The sequence below is a fragment of the Pedobacter sp. AC212 genome (assembly GCF_979258625.1).
The window spans coordinates 4,860,597-4,885,171 of sequence record NZ_OZ409870.1 but is presented as its reverse complement, the minus strand read 5'-3'; the positions used below and the strand labels follow the sequence as shown (position 1 = coordinate 4,885,171).

Here is a 24,575-nt window from a genome sequence, read left to right as displayed (position 1 = left end):
TTTTAACAAAAATCGAGTTATCATCTACCAATGTTGGTGACTTTTGTCACACTCATTATATTTTCAAGAAGTGATGCCTTTCGCAGTAAAAATAACTTTATTCTTTTTATGGGCTTAGGCTAAATATTCGATGTAATTACGGTACATCTTAATTTCTCCTGCCTGCTCCATTTTCTTAAGCAGCCTTGAAATTACTTCCCGGGAGGTGTTCAAATCAGATGCAATTTCACTGTGGGTAAGGTGCAGTTCTTTTGTGTTTAAATCTCCAGCTTGCTTTTTCAGGTAAAAGGCCAGCCGCTCATCCATTGCCTTAAAGGCGATATTATCGATGACAAAGAGGAGTTCTTCAAAGCGCATACGGTATGTTTCAATGACAAAGTAATACCATGTTCTGTAATCCCGCATCAGCTTATCCATCAGGGCAATCGGAATCATGAGTACCTTGGTCTGTTCAATGGCCTTTGCCATTACCTGACTGGTTTCCTGTTTGGTTGCGCATATCATGGAAAGTGCACACGCATTTCCTGGCTGGAGATAATACATAAAGAATTCCTGTCCATCTTCTCCCTCCCTGTAGAGCTTTACCATGCCTTCTACGATAAGCACCGTGGAGCGCATATTCTGCCCAGTTTGCATGAGCATATCACCTCCCTGAAAATCCCTAAGCGTCGCATTCTCGATAAGGATGGTCTTAAGGGCAGGTTCAAACTGGGGAAAAAGTCTTTCGATGTATTCCGCAATGGTCATATCTTTCATTTTAGCTGTTTTGGATTTTAAAGATAACTATACTGCAGGCCTGCGCCAAAATTCTTTAAAATATTGGAATACATTTTTTGGATATAGAATAAAGGGTATAATAAATTTACAAAGAAACTCTCTATGGTTCCCTAATTAAAACATGCAGCGCGTTTTTTCCAAAGTAAACCTAACACTTCGTCCAGGGATAAAGCTGACAAAAATCACATATTGTTTTTTATTTTTTATCCCTTGTTAATCTTTATGTTTTTTGATCGACCCGGAAAGAAATAGCCCGATCAGTGCGACTTTTTAAAGGTACCACCATAACTATGAATCGTAACAATGAGGTCATAATTAGCTTCTGAGGCGTGGCTTACTAGTCTTTGGGCATTTAATTTTATATATTGAATTAAAGTGGCTCAAACGCTTGCTGGCTTAAGACTTATTGTTATCCAAATAGGATCAGTGGGGATCTGCTTTTTAAAGGGTCCCCACTTTATGGACTACTTGGGGCAATTTCCTGATGGCGGCTAATATATTTTTTTACGTTGCGGTTTTTCAGTTTCTGCCTATGTTCCCAACCCTGACCCATCTTATTGAATACCTATTTAGAATATATATTCCGCTTCCCGTTCAGACTTTCGGTTTCTTTGTGGCCCTGGCATTTATTTCTGGTTACCTGCTGTTTTCTGCTGAGCTTAAAAGAAAGGAGGCTGCAGGACATATAGCACCTGTTGAGATTATTATACAGCCTAAGAAGGAGATTTTGTTATGGGAATGGATAACCAATGGATTTTTAGGTTTTCTTATCGGGTATAAACTGGTTTATGCTGCAGGGAACTATGCTGCTTTTGCTGCTGAACCCGGACAAATCATCCTCTCTCCAAGGGGAAGCTTACCGGGAGGGTTGCTGCTTTGCGCAATTCTTCTTTTTACCGTCTACCTTAAAAAACGCAGGCTTTCTCTGTCGGACCATAGGCCGGTTCATATTTTAAGGCACCCTTACCAGATTATGCCTGAGCTGATCACCTGGGCTGCCCTGTTCCAGGCCATTATCAAGATCGACAGAAATTCACTGGCCAGCTTAGAGTTAAATCAACCGGTTAAGATTACCCTGCCGGATCTGCCAGGTAAAACGTTATATGGGAAAGTAGATTTTATTGAACCTACCCTTCAGCAAGGTGACAAAACGGTTAGCGCAAGGGTTTATCTGGACAATATGGAACATCAGCTGAAGGTAAACAGTCTAATCAATGCCTCAATAGAGACGGGAAAATCCAAAGGGCTTTGGATACCGAGGTCTGCTCTGCAGGATCTTGGGCAGACAAAAATAATCTGGCTAAAAAAAGGCAGCTTATACTATGCACATAGTGTAAATATTGGGACTTTCAAAGGGAACGAAATACAGATAACAAGAGGCCTTTCCGCAACCGATACCCTGGCAGTAGATGCAGGGTATTTAACAGACAGTGAGAGTTTCATCAAAACAAAGGGTCATGAATAACATAAAAAGAATTAACCTGAAAAGGATCTGTGCCTTACTGATTATTGTGCTTTCAGTAAGTATATTTAACAGCTGCAAACAAAAAGCAGAGCCGGCGGCAAAAGCAAAAAGCAAATTTTACTATACCTGTTCCATGCATCCACAGATACATGAAGACCATCCCGGCAACTGTCCGATCTGTGGCATGAAACTGATCAAGGTCGAACTTACTGGATCAGGAAATTCTGCCACGGAAAAAATAACATTGACAGCAAGCCAGATTCAGTTGGCAGGCATAACAGTTGATACGGTAAGGGAAGAAAATACAGGGGGCGAAAAACTTCTGACCGGAACAGTTGCCACGGACGAAAGTAAGGCGGAAGAGATCAGTGCAAGAGTGGCCGGACGCATACAGCGTTTATTTGTTAGGTCCGTTGGAGAAAAAATAACAATAGGTCAGGCAGTGTATTCCATTTATAGCGAAGACCTGTTATCAGCCGAAAAAGAATACCTTTTGGCCAGGCAGCAGCAGAAGGTATTAAATAATCCTGACGTCGATTATGAGGCCATGATCAAGACAGTAGAGCACAAGTTATTGTTATGGGGCCTGAACTCCGCCCAGATCATAAATCTTTCTTCTTTGTCCAAAACTTCGGCCACTGTTACCATATACAGCAAGGTTAACGGAACGGTAAGCGACATAGCCATCCACGAGGGTGATTACGTAACTGAAGGGATGGCTATATTAAAAACGCAAGGGTTAGCCAATCTATGGATAGAGGCGCAGTTATATGCCGGCGAAAGCGGAAACTATAAGGAAAATGACATGGTGAATGTCTCTTTTCCAGATCTGAACGGACAGGTTGTTAAAGGCAAGGTGGAATTTGTAAATCCTGAACTATCAGATGAATCTAAGGTTGTGCTCATCCGGATCGCAGTTCCAAATACGCAGGGGCTGATCAGGCCGGGGATGTTGGCATACATTTCCATTGGTAATGGAAAACAGAATGCTGTTGCTGTGCCCACATCTTCAATACTAGCAGGAGGTAAAGGCAATAAGGTATGGATCAAAAATCGTGATGGAAGTTTTTCTGGAAGAAAGGTCAATACCGGAGCAGGGAACGGGGGCTATGTGCAGGTATTGTCTGGCATTTCACTAGGTGAAATAGTGGTCACCAGTAGAGCCTACCTCTTGGAGAGTGAATCGATATTCAAAAATGGAGGGTAAGGTTATGATTTGGTGCGTCATATCTTATGGATAAATACCCATGGTAAGTAAAATTTGGCATAGTATGTAGCTTGATTGCGCTAATACTGTCTGGACCTTGGTGAAAAGCAAATCCAGCATTTGACAGGTCGGAGTCTGCGAAACGAAATTACTTTTCGAGGGGCCGAAAAATATTGAAACAAGTTCAATGTCAGAAATTTGAGGTGATTTTCTAATATAATTATATAAAAGATATGGGAAATTATATAAATTTAATTTTGCATCTTTATATAGATTTGTAGTCTGATGAAAACCAAAGCCATCTTTCTTTTAGTGATTTTTCTGCTCAACACTGTTGTTGGCCTTGCCTGTGCAGTTGGAATGGAAAGAGATAATCATGGAGAAAGTGATGTACATGTTTCCTCTAAAAAGAATAATCACAAACATGATCATCAGCATAAAGGTGCACATGTGCATAAACACAGTGCTTCAAATGGACCGAATCTTTCAAAAGAAGATCCCTGTTGCAAGACTCTGGTCAACGACCTTGTGGTTCAGGGGAAGCTTGTTCCCCAAAGCGTTAAAAACCAGGTTATCCTACCTGTTCTATTGCTTCCAGATTATAATTACAACTTTTTAATTCCTTCTGTCAAACTGGCTCTCAAAAAGAGCGTTTACGCCGGACAGCGGGAGCGGCCACCCAACAGGGACATCCGGATTTCCATCAATAGCTTTCAGATATAAGATTTCACCAAGAATTACCAATAGAGCCCGTGTTACATTGACATGGTGCCTGGCTTTCGCGCGGCCAAAACTCCTGCGGAAAGAGTGTAAACATTTAATCTTAAAATCATGAAAAAAATATTTTTTCTGGTTGCCCTATTGGCAATCGTTTTCACTGGCCGCGTCCTTGCGCAAAATAGCCAGACACAGTCACTTTTAACTTCTTATTACGATATCAAAAATGCATTGATAAATGCAGATGCGACAGTCGCCGCCTCAAAAGCCACTGAGTTTTCCAGAGCGCTGGGCAGCATGGACATGAAGTCAATGCCAGAAGCCGATATGAATATATTTATAGGTTTACAGGATAAGCTTGCCTTTGATGCCAAGCACATATCGGAGAGTAAGGATATTGCCCATCAGAGAGAATATTTCGCAACTTTTTCTGCCAATCTTTTTAAACTGGCAAAAGCCGTTAAACTCACCAAAGCGCCTGTTTATTATACCTATTGTCCATTGAAAAAGAGCTATTGGCTTTCTGATAACGCTGGTATCAAAAACCCTTATTTCGGTAAGCAGATGCTGACCTGTGGTGCAGTAAAGGAGACTATCAAATAATTCATATTGTTATTGAGCGGACATTTAGCATTGTGATGTTTTGGTCCGTTCAATATAGCTGTATGCATATATTCTACATACAGCTCGAAATAATTTATTCAAGATATATCAAAAACAATGAAAACATTAATATATAGCCTTCTGGGCCCACTATTTTTCCTTGCCGCCTGTACAAATGGCAAAAATGAAAAGCAAGATTCCGCTGTTGCGGATTCCACGACCAAAAATGTTTCTAGGGAAACCAATAATGTAAAAAAATCCCAAACGGCTGCGCTTTTATCCGGCTATCTGAAACTGAAAAATGCCCTGACCACGGACGATGATAAACAAGCTGCCGCCGCAGGCAGTGAAATGGTCGCAGCGTTCGCCAGTTTTGATGAAAAATCATTGACTTCGGAGCAGGCCAGGGCATATAGCGATATTCGGGATGATGCCAAAGAGCACGCAGAGCATATCGGTTCCAATGCAGGCAATATTGCCCATCAACGTGAGCATTTCGATATGCTGAGCAAAGACATGTACGATATGATCAAGCTCCTTGGCACTGACAAGCCCCTGTATGTGGACCGTTGTCCCATGTACAACAATAACAAGGGTGCAATCTGGGTGAGTGAGATAAAGGAGATCAAAAACCCTTACCTTGGAAAAACGATGCCCACCTGTGGCACTGTCAAAGAAGAACTGAAATAGCACAAAAATGACGGGCATAAAAAAAACCTTTCTTGGGCTATTAGTTATCTTCATGCTTATGCAGATCTTACAGCCTGCACGCAATAAAAGCGCGCAGGCTATGCCTCAGGATATATCCACACTTGTTCCTATGCCTGATGATGTGCAGGGGATACTTAAAAAATCATGTTATGACTGTCACAGCAACAACACGGAATATCCATGGTATGCCTATGTTCAGCCGCTTCACTGGTACCTTAACAGTCACATACGATCGGGAAAAGAGGAGCTGAACTTTAATGAATTTGCCGGCTATACCTTGCGGAGGCGTCAGAACAAACTGCGGGCCATAGAAAATAGCTTAAAAGATGGTACAATGCCGCTTTCCTCTTATAGCCTGATCCACAGAAATGCAATATTAGATCCAAGGGAAAAGTCGATACTCATAAAGTGGGTACAGAATTCAAGGGATAGTTTGAACAGAAAGAATCTCACTGCTCTTTAAATTAACAAAGAAATGAAAAATATATTAACAGTCTTTTTATTGATAATTTATTCTGTGGTTTCCGCCCAGGATATGAAGGGAATGAAAACGGACAAGAACGGCAGTGCTGGTCAGTCCAGGGTAATCTATACCTGTGTGATGCACCCGGAAATACAATCGGAAAAACCCGGTAACTGTCCAAAGTGCGGAATGAAGCTTATCCTGCAGAAAGGTAAAGTGGATAAGGCAAAGACAGCTGATCCGGGCAAAAAGAAGCAAGGTACAAAAAAGGGAGCTATGGAAGGCATGAAAATGCTGGCAGAAAAATTGGAAAGTAAGCCAAAAGAGGAATCAGTAACCTATACCTGCCCAATGCACCCTGAGATCCATGACTCCAAACCTGGCAACTGTCCCAAATGCGGGATGAAGCTAATCAGGGAAAAGCCCAGGTCAGCGCCTGAACAGAATGGGGGAACAAAGGAAAGTTCCAAAAAGAGTGAGGATATGGGGGATATGGCGGGCATGGCAATGGATGATAACAGTTCTGACATGGAAAATATCAAAACTGCAAAGGCCAATTTGGGCCCGATTAAGACCGTTGCGAATAAATTTCCACCACGTACCGTGCGTTATGATCTTTACATAGCCGATACAACGGTAAATTATGGGAGAAAATCAAAGCGGGCAATTGCGGTAAACGGTCAGATCCCCATGCCCACACTGACCTTTACGCAGGGCGATACCGCCCTGATCTACGTGCACAATAATCTCGACGAGGAAACCGCGCTGCACTGGCACGGACTTTTTCTTCCGAACAAGATGGATGGTGTTCCTTTTCTGACCCAAATGCCGATCAAACCGCACACTACCTACATCTATAAGTTTCCCATCGTCCAACATGGAACGCACTGGTACCACAGCCACAGCGGCCTTCAGGAACAGATAGGTATGTATGGGGCATTTATCATGAACAAACGTACGGAGTGGGATATTCCAACCCTTCCAGTAGTCATTAGCGAATGGACAGATATGAAGCCCGAGGAGGTTCATAGAAGCCTGAAAAATGCCAACGACTGGTTTGCCATCAAAAAAGGGACTACCCAGAGTTATGCAGAAGCGATCAGGACCGGACATTTTAAAACAAAGGTAGCCAATGAATGGAAGCGCATGAATGCCATGGATGTGAGCGATGTTTATTATGAAGCCTTTCTCATCAATGGGAAAAATCAGAACGAACAGCCGCAGTTCAAGGCTGGGGACAAGGTAAGGCTGCGTATTGCAAACGGTGGAGCCTCAGATTATTTCTGGCTTAAATATGCAGGGGGCAAGATTACCGTTGTCGCTACCGATGGAAATGATGTGGAGCCTGTAGAGGTCGACAGGCTGATTATAGCGGTTTCCGAAACCTATGATGTAGTGGTCACGATTCCGGAAAATAAGAGCTATGAATTTTTGGTCACTCCTGAAGACCGTACGGGATCAGCATCACTATGGCTGGGCAAGGGAGAAAAGGTCCATGCAGAGAAAATGCCCAAACTGAAGTATTTTGCCGGAATGAAAATGATGAACGATATGATGGATATGAGCGGCAATATGGTACAGATGGAAGGCATGAAGATGCAGAACCAGATCATGGATATGAATACGGTGATGTACCCGGAGGTAACCGGTGAAGAAAATTCAAAAACAGAGAAAAAAATGAAGGGGATGCCTGGTATGCAGATGTCTGGTGACAAGAGCATGGCAGGGATGAATATGGAGGCAGAAACCGCCGATATCGTTACTCTGAACTATAATATGCTTCGAGATCCAAAGAAAACAACCCTGCCAAAAGGCCCATGGAAGGAACTTAAGTTTGACCTTACAGGAAATATGAACCGTTACGTCTGGACGCTGGATAACAAAACCGTTTCTGAAAGCGATAAGATACTGATAAAAAAGGGCGAAAATGTTAGGATAATCCTTTACAACAACAGTATGATGCGCCATCCTATGCACCTTCATGGCCATGACTTCAGGGTAATTAACCGGCAGGGAGAATATGCCCCGATGAAGAACATTATCGACATCATGCCCATGGAGCGGGATACCCTTGAATTTGCAGCAACAGAGCCAGGAGGCGACTGGTTCTTCCACTGCCATATTCTCTATCACATGATGAGCGGTATGGGAAGGGTATTCAGTTATGAGAATTCTCCGCCTAATCCCGAAATCCCGGACCCCAAGCTGGCACAGCGAAAACTTTTCAGTGATGACAGGGCATTTCATCCAATGGCACGCATCGGAATCGAAACCAATGGCAGCGACGGAGAGATTATGCTCGCCAATACCCGTTACCGCTTTACCACTGAATGGCGGATTGGGTTTGACAAGGAAATGGGCTATGAAAGTGAAAGTCATTTTGGAAGATATATCGGGAGAAACCAATGGCTATTGCCCTATATCGGATGGGATTTTAGAAAAAGAACGGTTGATCCCTTGGACAAGAATGTTTTCGGGCAATCACTTTCGCCGGGAAACAACCTTTTCGGGCAGGGAAATACCAAAAATTTCAGGCAGGTATTTCATTTGGGAGTTCAATATACCCTACCACTGCTGATCGTTGCAGATGCTTCCCTCGATCACAAGGGGAATGTCAGGTTTCAGCTGATGAGGGAAGATATCCCCGTTTCCAAAAGACTGCGCTTCCAGTTTATGGTCAATACCGATAAGGAATATATGGCCGGATTCAGGTACATCGTTACTAAGTATTTTGGGCTTTCAACACATTATGACAGTGATATGGGCTATGGCGCCGGATTGACATTAAGCTATTAACAAATCAAAAACATGGAACACACCTATAAAATAACCGGAATGAGCTGTCAGGGCTGCCGGAGCAAAGTCGAAAATGTGCTGAATGCGATTGATGGCGTTTCTGCACAGGTGACCCTTGAACCTGCTGAAGCCGTCATAACTATGCAAGAACATATCCCGACGGAAAAGCTGCAGGAGGCTCTTTCTGCCGCCGGACATTACGGTATTGAAATGGCAGTTCAGGGAAAACATGTTCTAAAATCTTCAGAACATCCTAATCATGATCATTCAACCCATGAGCAAAGTCCCAAGGTTGAAAATGATGATAAAAATGAAGCGGGAGGCCTGTTTTATTGTCCTATGCACTGTCAAGGTCAGAAGACTTATGATAAGCCAAGTCATTGCCCTGTATGCGGGATGGACCTGGTAAAACAGCCTGCCAAGAAACAGGCATCTCAATTTACCTGCCCCATGCATCCCGAGATTATCAGGGACAAACCAGGATCATGTCCGCTCTGCGGAATGGACCTGGTACCTACAGGGACAAACCTTGAAGAAGAAGATAAAACTTATGAAACCCTGCTCAAAAAGTTCAAGATTGCAGCAGGTTTTACCATACCCATTTTTGTTATTGCCATGACGGAAATGATTCCCAGCAATCCTTTGTTTGATCTAATGGAACTTAAATACTGGAACTGGGTTCAGTTTTTTCTTTCTATTCCGGTGGTCTTTTATGCAACCTGGATGTTCTTTCAGCGTGCATGGCAATCCATCATTACCTGGAAACTGAACATGTTTACACTGATTGGGATTGGTGCCGGGGTATCCTGGGGCTTCAGTATTGTCGCCCTTCTATTCCCCGGAGTTTTTCCTGATCAGTTTAAAACACATCACGGCACCGTTTTCGTTTATTTTGAGGCGGCAACCGTGATTCTTACGCTGGTACTGCTCGGTCAGCTTTTGGAAGCCCGGGCGCATGGCAAAACCAACAGCGCCATTAAGGAGCTGTTGAAGCTGGCACCTAATTCAGCAACAAAAGTGGTCGGGGATAAGGAAATATCAGTATCTATTGATGATATTCAGAAAGGAGATCTGCTGAGGGTAAAGCCTGGTGAAAAAATTCCGGTGGATGGTAGTATTAAGAACGGGGAAGCTGTAATTGATGAATCCATGATCACAGGAGAACCCCTTCCTGTTGAGAAAAAGATAGGGGATAAAATCAGTTCAGGAACCATCAATGGTAAAAAGACCTTTGTCATGCTTGCCGAAAAGGTAGGCTCAGAAACACTGCTTTCCCAGATCATCGAAATGGTCAATTCCGCCAGCCGCTCAAAAGCGCCCATCCAAAAGATGGCCGATAAAATTTCAGGTTATTTCGTGCCTGTTGTGGTATTGATTTCTATTGTAACGTTCGTGGTATGGGCAGTATACGGCCCCGATCCGGCCTATGTTTATGCTTTTGTAAATGCAATCGCGGTATTGATTATTGCATGCCCATGTGCGCTAGGCCTGGCTACCCCAATGTCGGTAATGGTGGGAGTAGGGAAGGGCGCTCAGTCTGGTATACTGATCAAAAATGCGGAATCTCTTGAGAAAATGAATGCTATTGATGTAGTGGTCATCGATAAAACTGGTACGGTTACAGAGGGAAAGCCCTCGGTTGAAAGTGTGGTTAGCGTAGATAAGGGCTTTACCGAAAAACAGATCCTGGAGAAAATTGTGGCTTTGAACAGCAGCAGCGAACATCCATTGGCACAGGCAACTTTGCGTTATGGGGAGGAAAACGAAATATCCGTTAAGGCTATATCCGACTTTGAGGCCGTTACCGGGAAGGGCGTAACAGGCAGTCTGAATGGGGAAAGACTGGCTTTGGGGAACCAAAAACTGATGGAGCATGTTAAAGCGGCGATTGATCCTAGTCTGTCCGAGCAGGTTAGTGCCGCTCAAAGGCAGGGCAAGACGGTTTCTTATTTGGCCGTTGGAAATAAAGCAGTGGGGTTTGTTGTGATTTCGGATAAGATCAAGCATTCCAGCACAGCTGCTATTCTAAAGCTCCAGCAGGAAGGCATCAAGGTAATCATGTTTACCGGAGACAATGAGGATACAGCGAGGGCAGTAAGCGCAACTTTAAATCTGGATGGGTTCAAAGCTCAGATGTTGCCTGAAGATAAGCTGAATGAAATAAAAAAACTACAGGCCGAAGGCAAAAAGGTAGCCATGGCAGGTGACGGCATCAATGATGCCCCTGCACTTTCCCAGGCTGATATCGGGATTGCCATGGGCACGGGAACAGACGTTGCTATCCAGAGTGCCTCGATTACATTGGTGAAGGGGGATTTAAACGGGATCGCAAAAGCAAGGTTGTTGAGCCATAAAGTAATGGGCAATATCAAAGGAAACCTGTTTTTTGCCCTGGGATACAATGTATTGGGGATTCCGATAGCGGCTGGTATTTTATATCCGTTTTTTGGAGTTTTACTTTCTCCCATGATAGCTGCACTCGCGATGAGTTTTAGCTCGGTTTCCGTTATTTTGAATTCCCTGAGATTGAGAAATGCCAAAATCGACTGATATTTTTTTAGTAGAGGAAAAAGGCAGATGCTGTTACCGATGGCCGTTGCGTGAGGATAACAGGGGATATTTGAAAACGCTTCCGGCGCATATCAGGTTAGAATATAAACTGAGCGGTGAAAAACTAAATCTTGTTTTCGCGCACGGCAGTACCAGTAGTATAGATGAATACATACTGATAGACACAGATGCAGACTATGTTTTGGAAATGCTTAAAGAAGCTGATGCAGATCTGCTTTTTGTGGTGCACTTCCACAAGCCGTATCACAGAATTTGGAAACCCCATATTGAAAGTTCAAACATGTGATCAACCTGGGATCCCTCGGAAAGCCTAACGACGGTGACCCAAGGGGTTGTTACCTTATGTTCACTTAAATGCAGGCTGTTCTACAACCGATGCAAATAGTATTGAAATTGAATTCAAGCGTGTCGAGCACGACGTGGAAGCATCCCCCACAGCTATCATAAACAGTCCCCCTGTCCGGTGAGTTTGCTGATGCCTTGAAGCTTGCGAAATAACCCCAATCAATTGGACAGTCAAATTTGAGGGTGCCAGGCTCTTATTCTTCATTTACAGATCTTGCAATCTATTATATCACATAACAACAACACAGAGTATTAGTAAATTTTATACTTTTACACCGTGAAATTCATTGCCCTGGTTTTATCTCTCATCGTATATACGCTAACCGCGGTACCATGCTGCGCTTTAGCGCGAGAAGATAGCCATGTACTGAAAACCGATAAAGCGGAAAAACATGCTTGCAGTGAACATAACGATAATTGTTGCAAAGGCTGTTCACCGTTTTATGTCTGTGGTACCTGTATCGGCTTTACCATCACTACACGGACAACGATCGTTTTTGCGGCCCAGCTTTTACCTGTACAGCATAATACGGCTTACATCCCACTTCAGCTACAGGCCATTTCAATTTCTATCTGGCAGCCGCCCAAACTTTCGTAGTTTATTTTTCCCTCGTCCTAACCGGACATATTTATCGAAATCATTATTTAAAGATCATTATGAAAAGAACGATTGTGGTTTTGGCTATACTGTTGTTTACAGTTACCGCCTTTGCCCAAAATAGATATAAAGCCGTCATCAAAGACGCAAAGACAAACCAAGTACTTCCAGGAGCTACGTTAAAAGTTCTTGGAACGACCATTGGTGCTAAATCAGATAGTGCAGGTAATGCAAGTATTAATGGTATACCCTCAGGTAAACAGATCATTCAGTTTAGTTATGTAGGCTATCAGACCAAAACTGATACGCTGACCTTTCCCCTTGCTGAAACTAACGTTTTGACTATTTTACTTACTGCAGCTGAAGAAGACCAGGAACTAGAGGATGTAGTGATCTCAGCTACAAGGAGCAGCCGTACCATTGATAATATTCCTACACGGGTTGAGGTCATCGCCGGGGAAGAACTGGACGAAAAAGGTAATATGAAACCTGGCGACATCCGCATGATGCTGGCAGAAAGCACAGGCATCCAGACCCAGCAGACTTCTGCGACCAGCGGAAATTCCAGTATCCGCATACAGGGACTGGACGGAAAATATACCCAGATCATTAGGGACGGTTTTCCATTATACTCTGGTTTCTCGGGTGGATTGGGCCTGCTTCAGATTGCCCCATTGGATTTGCAGCAGGTAGAGGTGATCAAAGGTTCATCGTCCACCCTTTACGGAGGTGGAGCAATTGCTGGACTGGTGAACCTGGTTTCTAAAAAACCGACTGAAGCGCGTCAGCTTAATTTCCTTTTAAACGGTACTTCTGCTTTGGGACTGGATGCCAGTGGTTTTTATGGACAGAAATTTGATAAAATAGGTATCACGGTTTATGGTGCATACAACAAAGGGACTGCCTATGATCCTTCTGATATTGGCTTAACCGCTATCCCCAAGTTTGACCGTTTCACCCTGAACCCCAAACTATATTTTTATTTCAATGATGCGACTACGCTTTTGGCCGGAATCAACGCCACAACTGAAAAACGGATTGGCGGCGACCTGGAATATGTGAAGGGAAATGGCAGTGCTGCCCATTCTTATTTTGAGGAGAATAAAACCGGGCGTTACAGCTCTCAGGTTGAGTTGGATCATAGACTGAGCGAAAAGGAAAAGCTTGTTATCCGCAATTCGGTGAGCTATTACGACCGGAGTATTGGGTTGCCAAATTACCTTTTTTCAGGCGTTCAAGTGTCAACCTACAGTGAGGCCAATTATAGCCGTAACGGAGAAAAAGCAGACTGGGTGTTGGGGGTGAACTTTTTGACCGACAATTTTAAGGAAGACCAGAACAGTGACAATGCACTCAGAAGTTACAATTATAATACCATTGGGGCATTTGCACAGAACACCTGGAACATATCTAAAAAAATTAGTCTTGAATCAGGAGTAAGGGGAGATTACCACAATGAATACGGATTTTTCTTCTTACCAAGAATTTCCGGATTGTGGAAGATCAATGAACATTTTTCTACCCGATTAGGCGGTGGTCTGGGTTATAAGGCACCAACTGTATTTACCGAAGATGCTGAGCGGATCCAGTTCAGAAATGTAGCGCCTTTAGATGTGGCCAATACAAAGGCGGAACGCTCTTATGGCGCCAACTATGATGTTAACTATCGCACCTCATTGTTTGACGGAGCGGTTGGATTCAGCATCAATCAGATGTTTTTTTATACCCGTATCAATAACCCGATATTGCTGACTGCTGCTAATGGAGCCAACCTGACCTATGTTCAGCCTAAAGGTAATTTAGATACCAGGGGAATGGAAACAAATGCCAAAGTAACCTACGGTGATTTTAAACTTTTCATCGGTTATACATTAGCGGATGTGAACCAGCATACAGGAGGCACCAGCACAAATTATCCGCTGGTTTCAAAGCACAGGGTAAATAATGTATTGATGTATGAGCTTGAAGATAAATGGAAGATCGGTGCCGAAGCATACTATTTCAGCAAACAGAAGTTAAACGATGGTGCCACTGGTAAAAGCTATTGGACAGCTGGTCTGATGGCAGAAAAGCTTTGGGAACGGTTTTCAATTTTTGTGAATTTTGAGAATTTAACGGACACTAGGCAGACCAGCTTTGATTCGATCTATACAGGTAGCATTACTAGCCCTGTTTTCAGGGACATCTATGCGCCTGTAGATGGGTTTGTAGTAAACGGAGGGATAAAATTCAAACTTTAAACCTGTAGTAATCGACTTTTCTGGGTAGTGGATTCACATTTTAGCCGGGCCAGGGATTTGATGGCCAAAAAATCCCTGGCTGGCTGAATAATTGAAGCTTTCGGTGCGGTTAAAAGACATTTCCCATCAGAAGAGTCTATGCTGGCCGATAAGGTCTGTTAGTGGAAGATTCAGGCTTACCTCTGGACTTATCTCATCAATAAATGAAAACTTCCTTCCCTTTTTACCCAGATTATATGAAGTTTTTTGATTTGGGCAAAGAAGGTTTCCGTTTGGTTGTTCAAGTGGTGGAACTTTTGAATGATGGGTTGAAACCGGTAGGCTATGTTTATTTTTATTAAAAAGTATTAAATTTTTTCAAACTAGGACTAAAAAAAATTGTTCTTAAATAAATTTATATATTTGGTAAAATTTTGAAAGTGAAAATATCCAGTTTGTTTCTCTGCTTCATTATCGTAATACTCAGCTGCATTCCATGTGCTGACGTATTGGCTATGGGTAAGTTGCAGGGTGGACCATTCGCTGAAAAAAACATAACAACACATTCTACAGAAAAAGAACGCAATGATTTCTGTTCACCTTTCTGCGTTTGTTCGTGCTGTAACACTACTTCTGAAGTTATTTCTTCCACACCTCTTGTGGTAATCTCAAAACCGATAAGCTCAGAATATAATGAAGCTTACAGGGGTGAGGTTATCTCTCTACCATTATCTGTTTGGCAGCCGCCTAAATTAAGTTAAAAATCGATCTTCATTTCGATGCTGCGTTTTTGCCCGTGTAATCCTTACGAGGCTACGCTATGCATTGATCTGGCTTTTTTATTTTTTACTTAATTAAACAAATAATGCTGAAAAAAATTATTCAGTTTTCAATAGCGAACAAGCTTGTAATAGCCCTGTTCACCTTGGGGCTGATCGCATGGGGCGTATATTCCCTGAGACAACTTCCCATTGATGCCGTTCCCGATATCACCAATAATCAGGTTCAGGTCATAACCCTTAGCCCATCCCTTGCTACCCAGGAGGTGGAAAGACTTATTTCCTATCCCGTAGAACAGACCATGTCCACCATACCTGAAATAGAGCAGGTACGCTCCATTTCAAGGTTCGGACTATCGGTTGTAACCATCGTCTTCCAAGATGATGTTGACATCTACTGGGCCCGGCAACAGGTAAACGAAAAGCTTGCCGAGGCCAAGAATAACATCCCATCAGGACTAGGTAATCCGGAAATATCCCCCATATCAACAGGACTTGGGGAGATATACCAGTATGTGATCCATGCAAAGCCTGGATTCGAAAACAAATTCAATGCACGCGAGCTGCGCAGCATCCAGGACTGGATCGTAAGAAGACAGCTCCTTGGAACGCCGGGCATTGCGGAGGTCAACAGTTTCGGTGGCCTTTTAAAGCAGTATGAAATTGCGCTTGATCCCGATAAGCTTCGGAGCCTGAACCTGAGTATCAGCGATGTTTTCGCTGCCCTGGAACAGAATAACCAGAACACGGGCGGCGCCTATATAGACAAAAAGCCCAATGCCTATTTTATCAGGAGCGAGGGCCTGGTCGGCAATCTTGATGACATCAATAAGATCGTTGTCAAAAACAATGCAAACGGTATCCCGGTGCTTATACACGATATAGCTACCGTACAGATCGGCAGTTCGATCCGTTATGGTGCACTTACCCGTGCCACAAAGGATGGAGAAGGTGAAGCCGTTGGTGGTATCGTGATGATGCTAAAAGGCGCAAATGCCAATAACGTGGTAAAACAGGTAAAGGCCAAGATAGACAGAATCAGTAAAACTCTACCGAAGGGGGTAACCATTGAGCCGTTCTTAGATAGAAGTGCGCTTGTTGATCGTGCCATGGGTACAGTTGCCAAGAACCTGATCGAGGGCGCCCTGATTGTTATTTTTGTCCTGGTTCTCTTTCTTGGGAATTTTAGGGCCGGGCTGGTTGTTGCCTCAGTGATTCCGCTAGCTATGCTTTTTGCGATTTCCCTGATGAACCTTTTTGGCGTATCGGGAAACCTGATGAGTCTTGGCGCGATAGATTTCGGACTTATCGTCGATGGGGCCGTAATTATTGTGGAAGCCACAATGCACATCCTCTCTGGGAATAAGCTTGGCCGCGCTTATACACAGGCCGAAATGGATGAGCAGGTTGAAAAATCTGCCGTGCGGATGATGAGCGCTGCGGCATTTGGACAGATCATTATTCTGATCGTTTATCTTCCCATCCTTGCCCTTGTAGGTATTGAAGGCAAGATGTTCGGTCCTATGGCACAAACCGTTTCCTTTGCCATATTGGGAGCCTTTATTTTGTCCCTTACCTATGTTCCTATGGTTTCCTCGCTGTTCTTAAGCAAAAAAGTTGCCCACAAAAAGAATTTTTCAGATCGGATGATGGATTTTTTCCAGCGCCATTACACTCCAATGATCAAGGCTGCACTCAATAAAAGAATAATTGTTGTGGCATCATCGGTTGTTCTTCTGGCCATCAGTATTTTTATCTTTACCCGGATGGGGGGAGAATTCATTCCCACGTTGGAGGAAGGTGATTTTGCGGTAGAAACCAGGCTACTTACCGGCAGTTCCCTTACCCAGACTATTGATAAAGTAAATCAGGCTTCAAAAATCCTTGTAGAAAAATTTCCAGAGGTGAAAGAAGTAATTGGTAAGGTTGGTGCTGCCGAGATTCCTACCGATCCCATGCCAATGGAAGCATGTGATCTGACCATAATACTCAAAGATAAAAAAGACTGGACCACTACCCATGACAGGGAAGAACTGGCAGAGATGATGAGTAAGGCACTTGAAGAAGTTCCCGGCGTGAGCTTCGGTTTTTCACAACCAATCCAATTACGCTCAAATGAACTTATCTCGGGAGTTAGACAGGATATTGGGATCAAAGTTTTCGGAGATGACCTCGAATCCCTCACCAGTATATCCCAAAAGATCGGGAAAATTGTTTCGGGTGTAGAGGGCGCAAAAGATCTCTATCTGGAACAGGCAACCGGTCTGCCGCAGATAGTGGTAAAGATCAACCGTGACAGGATTGCACAATATGGATTGAGCATAGGAACGGTTAACCAGGCACTCAATACTGCTTTTGCAGGACAGTCTGCGGGGCTGGTATACGAGGGAGAGCAGCGTTACGATATCATTGTTCGCCTTTCCCAACAGAACCGCCAGGGTATTGATGATGTTAAAAATGTCTATGTGACTGCCCCGAACGGCAATCAGGTTCCCCTTGACCAACTTGCTGACATAGAGTTTAAGATCGGCCCTAACCAGATTCAACGTGAGGATACCAAACGGCGCATCATAGTGGGGCTGAATGTCCGTGGCCGTGATATCCAGAGTGTGGTAACAGAGATTGAGCAGAAAATAAACGAACAGATCAAAATGCCCGCAGGATATTACATTACCTATGGAGGGCAGTTCGAAAACTTAAAAGAGGCGACACAAAGGCTTTCTATTGCCGTTCCGGTTGCACTTTTACTGATATTGCTATTACTGTATTTCTCATTTGGATCTGTAAAACAGTCGATACTGATTTTTTCTGCTATTCCGATGGCCGCAATCGGGGGAATATTTGCATTAATCCTGAGGGGAATGCCTTTCAGCATTTCCGCCGGTGTTGGATTTATTGCATTATTCGGGGTAGCCGTGCTCAACGGAATCGTACTGATTACCGAATTCAACAGATTGAAAAAAATGGATAAATATAGTATAAGGGACATTGTCCTCAAGGGAACTGCTATCCGTCTGAGACCTGTACTGATGACCGCAACTGTAGCCTCTCTTGGGTTCCTTCCAATGGCAATATCCAGTGCAGCAGGCGCTGAGGTGCAGAAACCGTTAGCAACCGTAGTAATCGGGGGACTGATTACTTCCACCATATTAACCTTAATCGTACTTCCAGTGCTATATACTTATTTTGAAGGTTGGAAAAGCAAAAAAACTGCCCTTCCAACAACTGTAGTTACCCTAGCGGTGTTTTTTGGACTTTTCATTTTATCGGGACAGGCGCAGGCGCAGACCCTTCCCACCAAGGGTATGAGCCTTGAGCAGGCTTTGAGCACAGCATTGAGTAATAACCAGGCTTTGAAATCCTCAACCCTGCAGATTGGCAGGCAACAGGCGCTAAGGGGATCCTCAACAGATCTTGGAAAGACCAGCTTTGAGGTGCAGTACGGACAGATGAATACCATCAAACGCGACAATAACTTTTCGGCCTCTCAGAACATACCCTATCCGGGGCTGTTCAAAAGTCAGCGCAACTTGTATGATGCGCAGATCAGGGGAGCCGAAATCGGCCTTCAGGTAACACAAAGAGAACTTTCCTATCAGGTGAAAAGCGTTTACGCCCAGTTGGGCTATTTCATTGCCCTTCAAAAGCTTTACAAAAGCCAGGACAGTGTTTACAGTAACTTTCTGAAGGCCGCCTCATTGAGGTACCAGGCAGGAGAGACCAATCTGCTTGAAAAAACTACCGCCGAAACTCAGTATAATGAGGTTCGCAACCAGATGAGCAAGAACGAAGCTGATATCCTTGCTTATATCGCCGAACTTAAGCGTTTGCTGAATACCAGGGAACAGATCAGTATCATGAACGCGGACTTTGGCCAGGTAGTCTGGAATGTTAGCCAGGCTGATACCGTTACATCAGAAAATCCAATTCTTGCGCTGCAGGCCCAGCAGATAGATATTGCCGACAAGACGGTAAGGCTCGAGCGCTCACGCTCCGGCCCCGATTTCAGTATCGGCTATTTCAACCAGTCCATTATCGGAGCACAGAATGTTGGCGGTCAGGATCTTTATTTTAATGGAGGCAAACGTTTTCAGGGAGTTTCCGCCGGGATCTCCATACCGCTTTTCTTTAAGCCTTTCTCCTCAAGGATAAAAGCCGCAAAGATAGATAAGCAGGTAGCCGAAAGCGATTTTATCCTTTCCCAGACAGATCTTCGTGGAAGGTATGAGCAGGCCTTCCAGGACCTTCAGAAAAATTCCAGAAGTATCGCCTATTATAAGAACAGTGCCCTGCCGAATGCCAACCTGATCCTAAAGCAGTCCCAGATTGCATTTCAGGCAGGGGAGATCGGCTATGTAGAGTATCTGCAGGCCCTGCGTACCTACTCTGATATCCGCTTCAGCTATCTGGAGGCCATCAACCAATACAATCAATCAGTATACACATTACAGTACCTAAAAGGTCAATAACAATATAAAAATGAAAAAAATATTAAAAGCCCTCAGCCGATTATCTTACATAGGGGCACTGGCAGTAGTGCTTTCTTCCTGCGGCAGCAAGGAAAAAGATGGCGCTGGAACAGAAGCCCCTGCAGACAGCACGGCCACGGAGGAAAGCAACTCAGTAGAGCTCAGCCAGTCACAGTTCAAGTCTGTAGGGATAGAGCTGGGAAGTCCCGAGCTCCGTGCACTCAGCGGTATGCTGAAAGTAAATGGCTTTATTGACGTGCCACCACAGAACCTGGTGAGCATTACCACTCAGATGGGCGGTATTGTAAAATCCACTCCGCTTTTACAGGGGACAAAGGTGAGCAAAGGTCAGGTTATTGCCATACTCCAGAATCAGGAATATGTGCAGATGCAACAGGATTACCTGGAGAGCAAAAGCCAGCTTGAACTTTCGGATTCTGAATACAAAAGACAACAGACCCTTGCCCAGCAAAACGTTAATGCTCAAAAAACACTCCAACAGGCCAAAGCAGCTTATCTGGGAAATCTTGCAAGGGAAAATGCATTAAAGCAACGTCTTCAACTGATCAATATCAATCCGTCCTCGCTAAACGCCGGCAATATCCGTAGCCAGATAAATATCTACTCGCCGATCAATGGCTATGTAACCAAGGTTAACGTAAATACGGGCAAATTTGTGGCCCCCAATGATGCAATGTTCGAAATCGTAAACAGTTCGAATCTCCACGTTGAGCTCAACGTTTTCGAGAAAGATGCACAAAAGGTAAAAAAAGGACAGAAGGTGCTTTTTTCACTCACCAATGATTCAACCCAGCGGACTGCTGTCGTACAGCTGGTAGGCGGTGAGATCAATGCCGATAAGACCGTGACCGTTCATGCTATTGCCCAGGGAAGCGCCGGGTTTATCCCTGGTACCTACCTTAAGGCTTTCATCGAAACAGGTGCCGTGCAGGTAATGGCTTTGCCTTCTGCAGCGGTTGTAGACTTTGAGGGCAAAAAATACATTTTCGTCCAGAACTCGGCGGACAAAAAGGCAAAGGAACCGGCAAAAAACGAGTCCGGAAACAAAGATGGCGCCACTGAGGCCGGCCATCATTTTGAAATGGTAGAGGTTACAACGGGTATATCCGATGGCGGTTATATAGAGGTAACCATGCCTTCGGGACGGGATTTTACAGGCAAGGTTGTGCTTAAGGGCACTTATGATCTGCTGTCAAAAATGAAGAACAGCGAAGAAGAGTAAAGTCCCCACAAAGAATTTTTAGTACACACATTGAATAAAAGGTGCCTCGTTAGGGAGGCATCTTTTTAAAAAAAGTGGACCCACACGGGCAGAGAATACAGATAAAGCGGTTGCCCTGAATATTCAACAAAAATCAATTTACCCCGATATGGAAAACAAGAAGAAAAAATCCGAAAGCAAATCATCTGACAAAAAGCCCGTAGTCCGGAAGGAAGGCTCAGATTCCAAAGAAACAAAAGCGAATCCGGAAAAGGAAGAAACCAAAACTTCTTCACAGCCTATTTCTGAAAAACCATCCAGGAAGGGAAAAGAAGCTGAAAAGGAGAAAGAGGCTCATCTTGACCATGCTGAAGAGGAAGGCCATGATCATGAACATGGCGGGATTTTCGGGAAGAACACGGAAATGATCTTCGCCTTTATCTGTGGCGCGGCGCTGGGGATAGGATTTGGAATTTCTTTCATAGACGGTGTTCCCGAATGGGCAAGCCTTGCACTCTACATAACAGCCTATTTCTTTGGCGGTTTCTTTACGGCCAAGGAAGCAGTTGAAACTATACTGAAAGGTGGCTTTGAGATCGATTTTCTGATGCTGGTCGCCGCAATCGGCGCAGCGATCCTGGGCTCCTGGGCCGAAGGCGCATTATTGCTCTTCCTGTTCAGTCTGGGACATGCGATGGAACACTATGCGATGGGCAAGGCAAGAAAATCTATAGCTGCCCTTACCAGTCTGGCTCCCCCGACAGCCCTGGTTGTCCGGGATGGCAAGGAATCTGAAGTGCGCATTGAAGATCTTCAGCTTGGAGATGTCATTATCATCAAGCCCAACAGCAAAATTCCGGCAGACGGAGTGGTTGTAAAGGGTGAGGGCAGTGTCAACCAGGCCCCTATTACGGGTGAGAGTGTGCCAGTGGACAAATCACCCATACCGGACGCATCAAAGGACTATTCTGCCGAAAAAACCATAAAGCCCGAGTTTCGTGTATTTGCCGGAACAATCAACGGAGCCTCGGTTCTGGAGGTTAAGGTAATCCGGGAAGCCAAGGATTCGACCATCTCACGCCTGATCAAAATGGTAAATGAGGCGGAAAAACAAAAATCCCCAACGCAGCTATTTACCGACAGGTTCGAAAAGTATTTCGTTCCGGTAGTATTGGTTCTGGTGACCGCACTATGTTTTGCATTCCTGGTTATTGATGAGCCTTTTAGCAAAAGTTTTTACCGCGCGATGTCCGTACTGGTTGCTGCCAGCCCTTGCGCTTTGGCGATTTCTACCCCAAGCGCAGTACTTAGCGGTATTGCAAGGGCTGCACGTGGCGGAGTCCTTATAAAGGGAGGACGGCCACTGGAAGATCTGGGCGAACTCAACGCCATCGCGTTCGATAAGACCGGAACACTCACCGAAGGCAAGCCCCAGCTCACAAACGTGATTCCACTGAACGACATATCGGAAGAAGAACTAATGGGGATCGCTGTTGCAGTTGAAAAACTCAGCGACCACCCGCTGGCCGAGGCAATTGTAAAAGGCGCACTCGAAAAGATGAAGAAAAAATCCGTTCCTGAGGCACATAACGTGAAAGGCATTACCGGAAGAGGTGTTCAGGCTGAGGTCAACGGTAAAAAAGTATTCATTGGAAACAAGGCCCTTTTTGAAAAGGATGGAATACCCGAAGATATTCTCAAACAGGTTGAAGAGCTGGAAAAGGGCGGACATACTTCAATGCTTGTCAGGGTCGATAAAGATTTCATCGGCATTCTTTCCCTTATGGATGTTCCCCGTGAAGAGGCAAAACATGTGCTTAAAGAACTCGAAGAGCTGGGGATCAAAAAAATGATTATGCTCACCGGGGACAACCAACAGGTTGCAGAAGCGGTAGCTAAACAGATCGGTGTAACCGAGGCATGGGGCAACCTTATGCCGGAAGACAAAGTCAAGGCAGTACAGAAACTCGCCAAATCAGAAAAAATGGTTGCGATGGTGGGAGACGGCGTGAATGATGCCCCGGCCATGGCCAAAAGTACCGTAGGTATCGCTATGGGCGCTGCGGGATCTGATGTTGCTTTGGAAACAGCAGATATTGCCCTGATGGGCGATAAGCTGGAAAGCCTTCCCTTTGCCATCGGGCTTAGCCGTAAAGCCCGGGGCATCATTAAACAGAACCTCTGGATTTCCCTTGGTGTTGTCGCCGCACTTATTCCACTGACCATACTGGGTGTCGCTTCGATCGGACCGGCAGTAATCGCCCACGAGGGATCGACGCTGGTCGTAGTGTTTAATGCGCTGCGCTTACTTGCTTACGACAACGGACATAATAAAAAAGCACCGAAAAAGAGGAAAAAATAAGGCATGTTCAAAAAGGTTAAAAAATTCCTGAAAGCCCTGGGGCCGGGCATCGTTACCGGTGCGAGTGACGATGACCCATCAGGTATTTCCACCTATTCACAGGGCGGTGCAAAATATGGTCTGGCAGCACTCTGGACATTGATCATCACGTTCCCCTTGCAGGCTGCAGTCCAGGATTGCGACCGTATCAGGCTGACCACAATGCTTAGGAAACACTATCCAAAATGGGTATTGTACCTGTTGATCATATTCAGCGTGCTGGCAATCGTCCTGAACATTGGTGCCGATATCGCTGATATGGACGCTGTGGAGCATCTCATATTTCCTGCCGTTCATGCAATTGTTTTTAGTGTGCTCTTTACCGGAGTACTTCTATTCTTCATCATCTATCTGCCTTACTCGACACTTGGCTCAGTTCTGAAATATCTGTTCCTGACCCACATGGAGATTCTTATCGGCACATGCCTCGACCTCAATCTGGGGTGCCTTTCCTTTGGTGCCTATAGATTTTATTTAAGAAAGAATTATGCAGGCTAAACAACTTATTTCATTAAACATACTGCTGTTTGCAGCGTTTCCGGTCGTCTTACTTATAGTCGGTGGCATGATCGTAACCTGGAAAAAGCCGACGGCTGCTGTGCAGAGTACGATCCTCCACTTTGCTGCAGGGGTAGTTTTTTCAGTCGTGGCAGTCGAGCTTTTGCCAGATATGATTAGGATCCATGATACAACCTCGATAATTATAGGTTTTACCTTGGGTATTTCGGCCATGCTTCTGATCAAATGGTATACCGCCAGGCTTGAGCTCAAAATGGGCGGAACAAACGACAGCAAGCTGTTGCCTTGGGGAATGCTTATCGCGGTAGGCATTGACCTCCTTTTGGACGGTCTTCTTTTAGGGATAGGATTTGCAGCGGGATCAAAAGAAGGAACCCTGCTTGCACTGGCACTTGCGATGGAATGCCTTTCGCTGGGACTTGCAGTAGGTACCAGGCTGACCAAGCTTGGAAATTCCAAAAGGAGGCTGATCAGGGTGCTCTCGCTATTTGGCCTGGTTCTTCTATTGGGAACAGGGGGAGGTTTTTTTATACTGCATTTTACAGGAGAAAAAGTACTGGAACTTGTGCTCTCATTTGGTAGCGCAGCCTTACTGTTTTTAGTTACCGAGGAACTTCTTGTCGAAGCCCATGAAGAAAAGGATTCTCCATTTTTTACCGCGGCTTTTTTCTTAGGATTTCTTCTGTTTATGGTTCTGGGGCTCATTATTTAAT

General features: G+C 44.5%; 18 protein-coding genes. 17 read left to right on the top strand and 1 reads right to left on the bottom strand.

All coding sequences use genetic code 11. The annotated features are described in order from the left end of the window. Positions 1–114 precede the first annotated feature (114 nt). Positions 115–756, bottom strand: coding sequence for a Crp/Fnr family transcriptional regulator (locus tag ACZZZC_RS20935; protein WP_090985886.1), 642 nt, complete (start codon positions 754–756; stop codon positions 115–117). A 505-nt stretch (positions 757–1,261) separates the two neighbouring features. Here ACZZZC_RS20935 and ACZZZC_RS20930 point away from each other — a divergent pair. From ACZZZC_RS20930 to ACZZZC_RS20850, 17 genes are all read left to right on the top strand, one after another. Further along, positions 1,262–2,242, top strand: coding sequence for an efflux RND transporter periplasmic adaptor subunit (locus ACZZZC_RS20930; protein WP_265856928.1), 981 nt, complete (start codon positions 1,262–1,264; stop codon positions 2,240–2,242). Next, entirely contained in the window at positions 2,235–3,449 is a 1,215-nt protein-coding gene (locus ACZZZC_RS20925; protein ID WP_056095258.1) for an efflux RND transporter periplasmic adaptor subunit, read from the top strand. The genes ACZZZC_RS20930 and ACZZZC_RS20925 overlap by 8 nt, the downstream gene beginning before the upstream one ends. Before the next feature lie 285 nt (positions 3,450–3,734). Continuing rightward, a complete protein-coding gene (locus ACZZZC_RS20920; RefSeq protein WP_056095255.1) occupies positions 3,735–4,172 on the top strand; it encodes a hypothetical protein in 438 nt (145 codons plus the stop codon). A gap of 108 nt (positions 4,173–4,280) precedes the next feature. Next, a complete protein-coding gene (locus tag ACZZZC_RS20915) occupies positions 4,281–4,769 on the top strand; it encodes a DUF3347 domain-containing protein (RefSeq protein ID WP_056095252.1) in 489 nt (162 codons plus the stop codon). Between the two features lie 117 nt (positions 4,770–4,886). Further along, positions 4,887–5,459, top strand: coding sequence for a DUF3347 domain-containing protein (locus tag ACZZZC_RS20910; protein WP_056095249.1), 573 nt, complete (start codon positions 4,887–4,889; stop codon positions 5,457–5,459). Between the two features lie 7 nt (positions 5,460–5,466). Continuing rightward, positions 5,467–5,943 (top strand): heme-binding domain-containing protein, encoded by a 477-nt coding sequence (locus ACZZZC_RS20905; protein ID WP_056095245.1) that lies wholly within the window; start codon positions 5,467–5,469, stop codon positions 5,941–5,943. Positions 5,944–5,955: 12 nt separating this feature from the next. Continuing rightward, entirely contained in the window at positions 5,956–8,739 is a 2,784-nt protein-coding gene (locus ACZZZC_RS20900; protein ID WP_082489585.1) for a multicopper oxidase domain-containing protein, read from the top strand. Positions 8,740–8,751: 12 nt separating this feature from the next. Further along, positions 8,752–11,289 (top strand): heavy metal translocating P-type ATPase, encoded by a 2,538-nt coding sequence (locus ACZZZC_RS20895; protein ID WP_090985884.1) that lies wholly within the window; start codon positions 8,752–8,754, stop codon positions 11,287–11,289. After that, positions 11,273–11,596, top strand: a complete 324-nt coding sequence (locus ACZZZC_RS20890) for a hypothetical protein (protein ID WP_056095240.1) — start codon at positions 11,273–11,275, stop codon at positions 11,594–11,596. Before ACZZZC_RS20895 ends, ACZZZC_RS20890 begins: the two co-directional genes overlap by 17 nt. Positions 11,597–12,312: 716 nt before the next feature. Further along, positions 12,313–14,493, top strand: coding sequence for a TonB-dependent receptor (locus ACZZZC_RS20885; RefSeq protein WP_056095233.1), 2,181 nt, complete (start codon positions 12,313–12,315; stop codon positions 14,491–14,493). Positions 14,494–14,696: 203 nt separating this feature from the next. Further along, a complete protein-coding gene (locus ACZZZC_RS20880; RefSeq protein ID WP_463488081.1) occupies positions 14,697–14,834 on the top strand; it encodes a hypothetical protein in 138 nt (45 codons plus the stop codon). 78 nt (positions 14,835–14,912) lie between these two features. Further along, positions 14,913–15,233, top strand: coding sequence for a DUF6660 family protein (locus ACZZZC_RS20875; protein WP_410479073.1), 321 nt, complete (start codon positions 14,913–14,915; stop codon positions 15,231–15,233). Positions 15,234–15,337: 104 nt separating this feature from the next. Further along, a complete protein-coding gene (locus tag ACZZZC_RS20870) occupies positions 15,338–19,720 on the top strand; it encodes a CusA/CzcA family heavy metal efflux RND transporter (protein ID WP_316844996.1) in 4,383 nt (1,460 codons plus the stop codon). A 10-nt stretch (positions 19,721–19,730) separates the two neighbouring features. Beyond that, the gene (locus ACZZZC_RS20865) at positions 19,731–20,963 is read left to right on the top strand and encodes an efflux RND transporter periplasmic adaptor subunit (RefSeq protein WP_316844997.1); all 1,233 of its coding nucleotides are present in this window, start codon (positions 19,731–19,733) and stop codon (positions 20,961–20,963) included. A 148-nt stretch (positions 20,964–21,111) separates the two neighbouring features. Then, positions 21,112–23,304 carry a heavy metal translocating P-type ATPase gene (locus tag ACZZZC_RS20860; protein ID WP_316844998.1) on the top strand — a complete coding sequence of 731 codons (2,193 nt, stop codon included), beginning with the start codon at positions 21,112–21,114 and terminating at the stop codon, positions 23,302–23,304. Between the two features lie 3 nt (positions 23,305–23,307). Beyond that, on the top strand, positions 23,308–23,841 hold the full coding sequence (locus tag ACZZZC_RS20855; RefSeq protein WP_316844999.1) for a divalent metal cation transporter: 534 nt from the start codon (positions 23,308–23,310) through the stop codon (positions 23,839–23,841). After that, positions 23,831–24,574: a ZIP family metal transporter gene (locus tag ACZZZC_RS20850; RefSeq protein ID WP_316845000.1), complete on the top strand. Its 744-nt coding sequence runs from the start codon at positions 23,831–23,833 to the stop codon at positions 24,572–24,574. The genes ACZZZC_RS20855 and ACZZZC_RS20850 overlap by 11 nt, the downstream gene beginning before the upstream one ends. The last annotated feature ends 1 nt before the right edge of the window (position 24,575 follow it).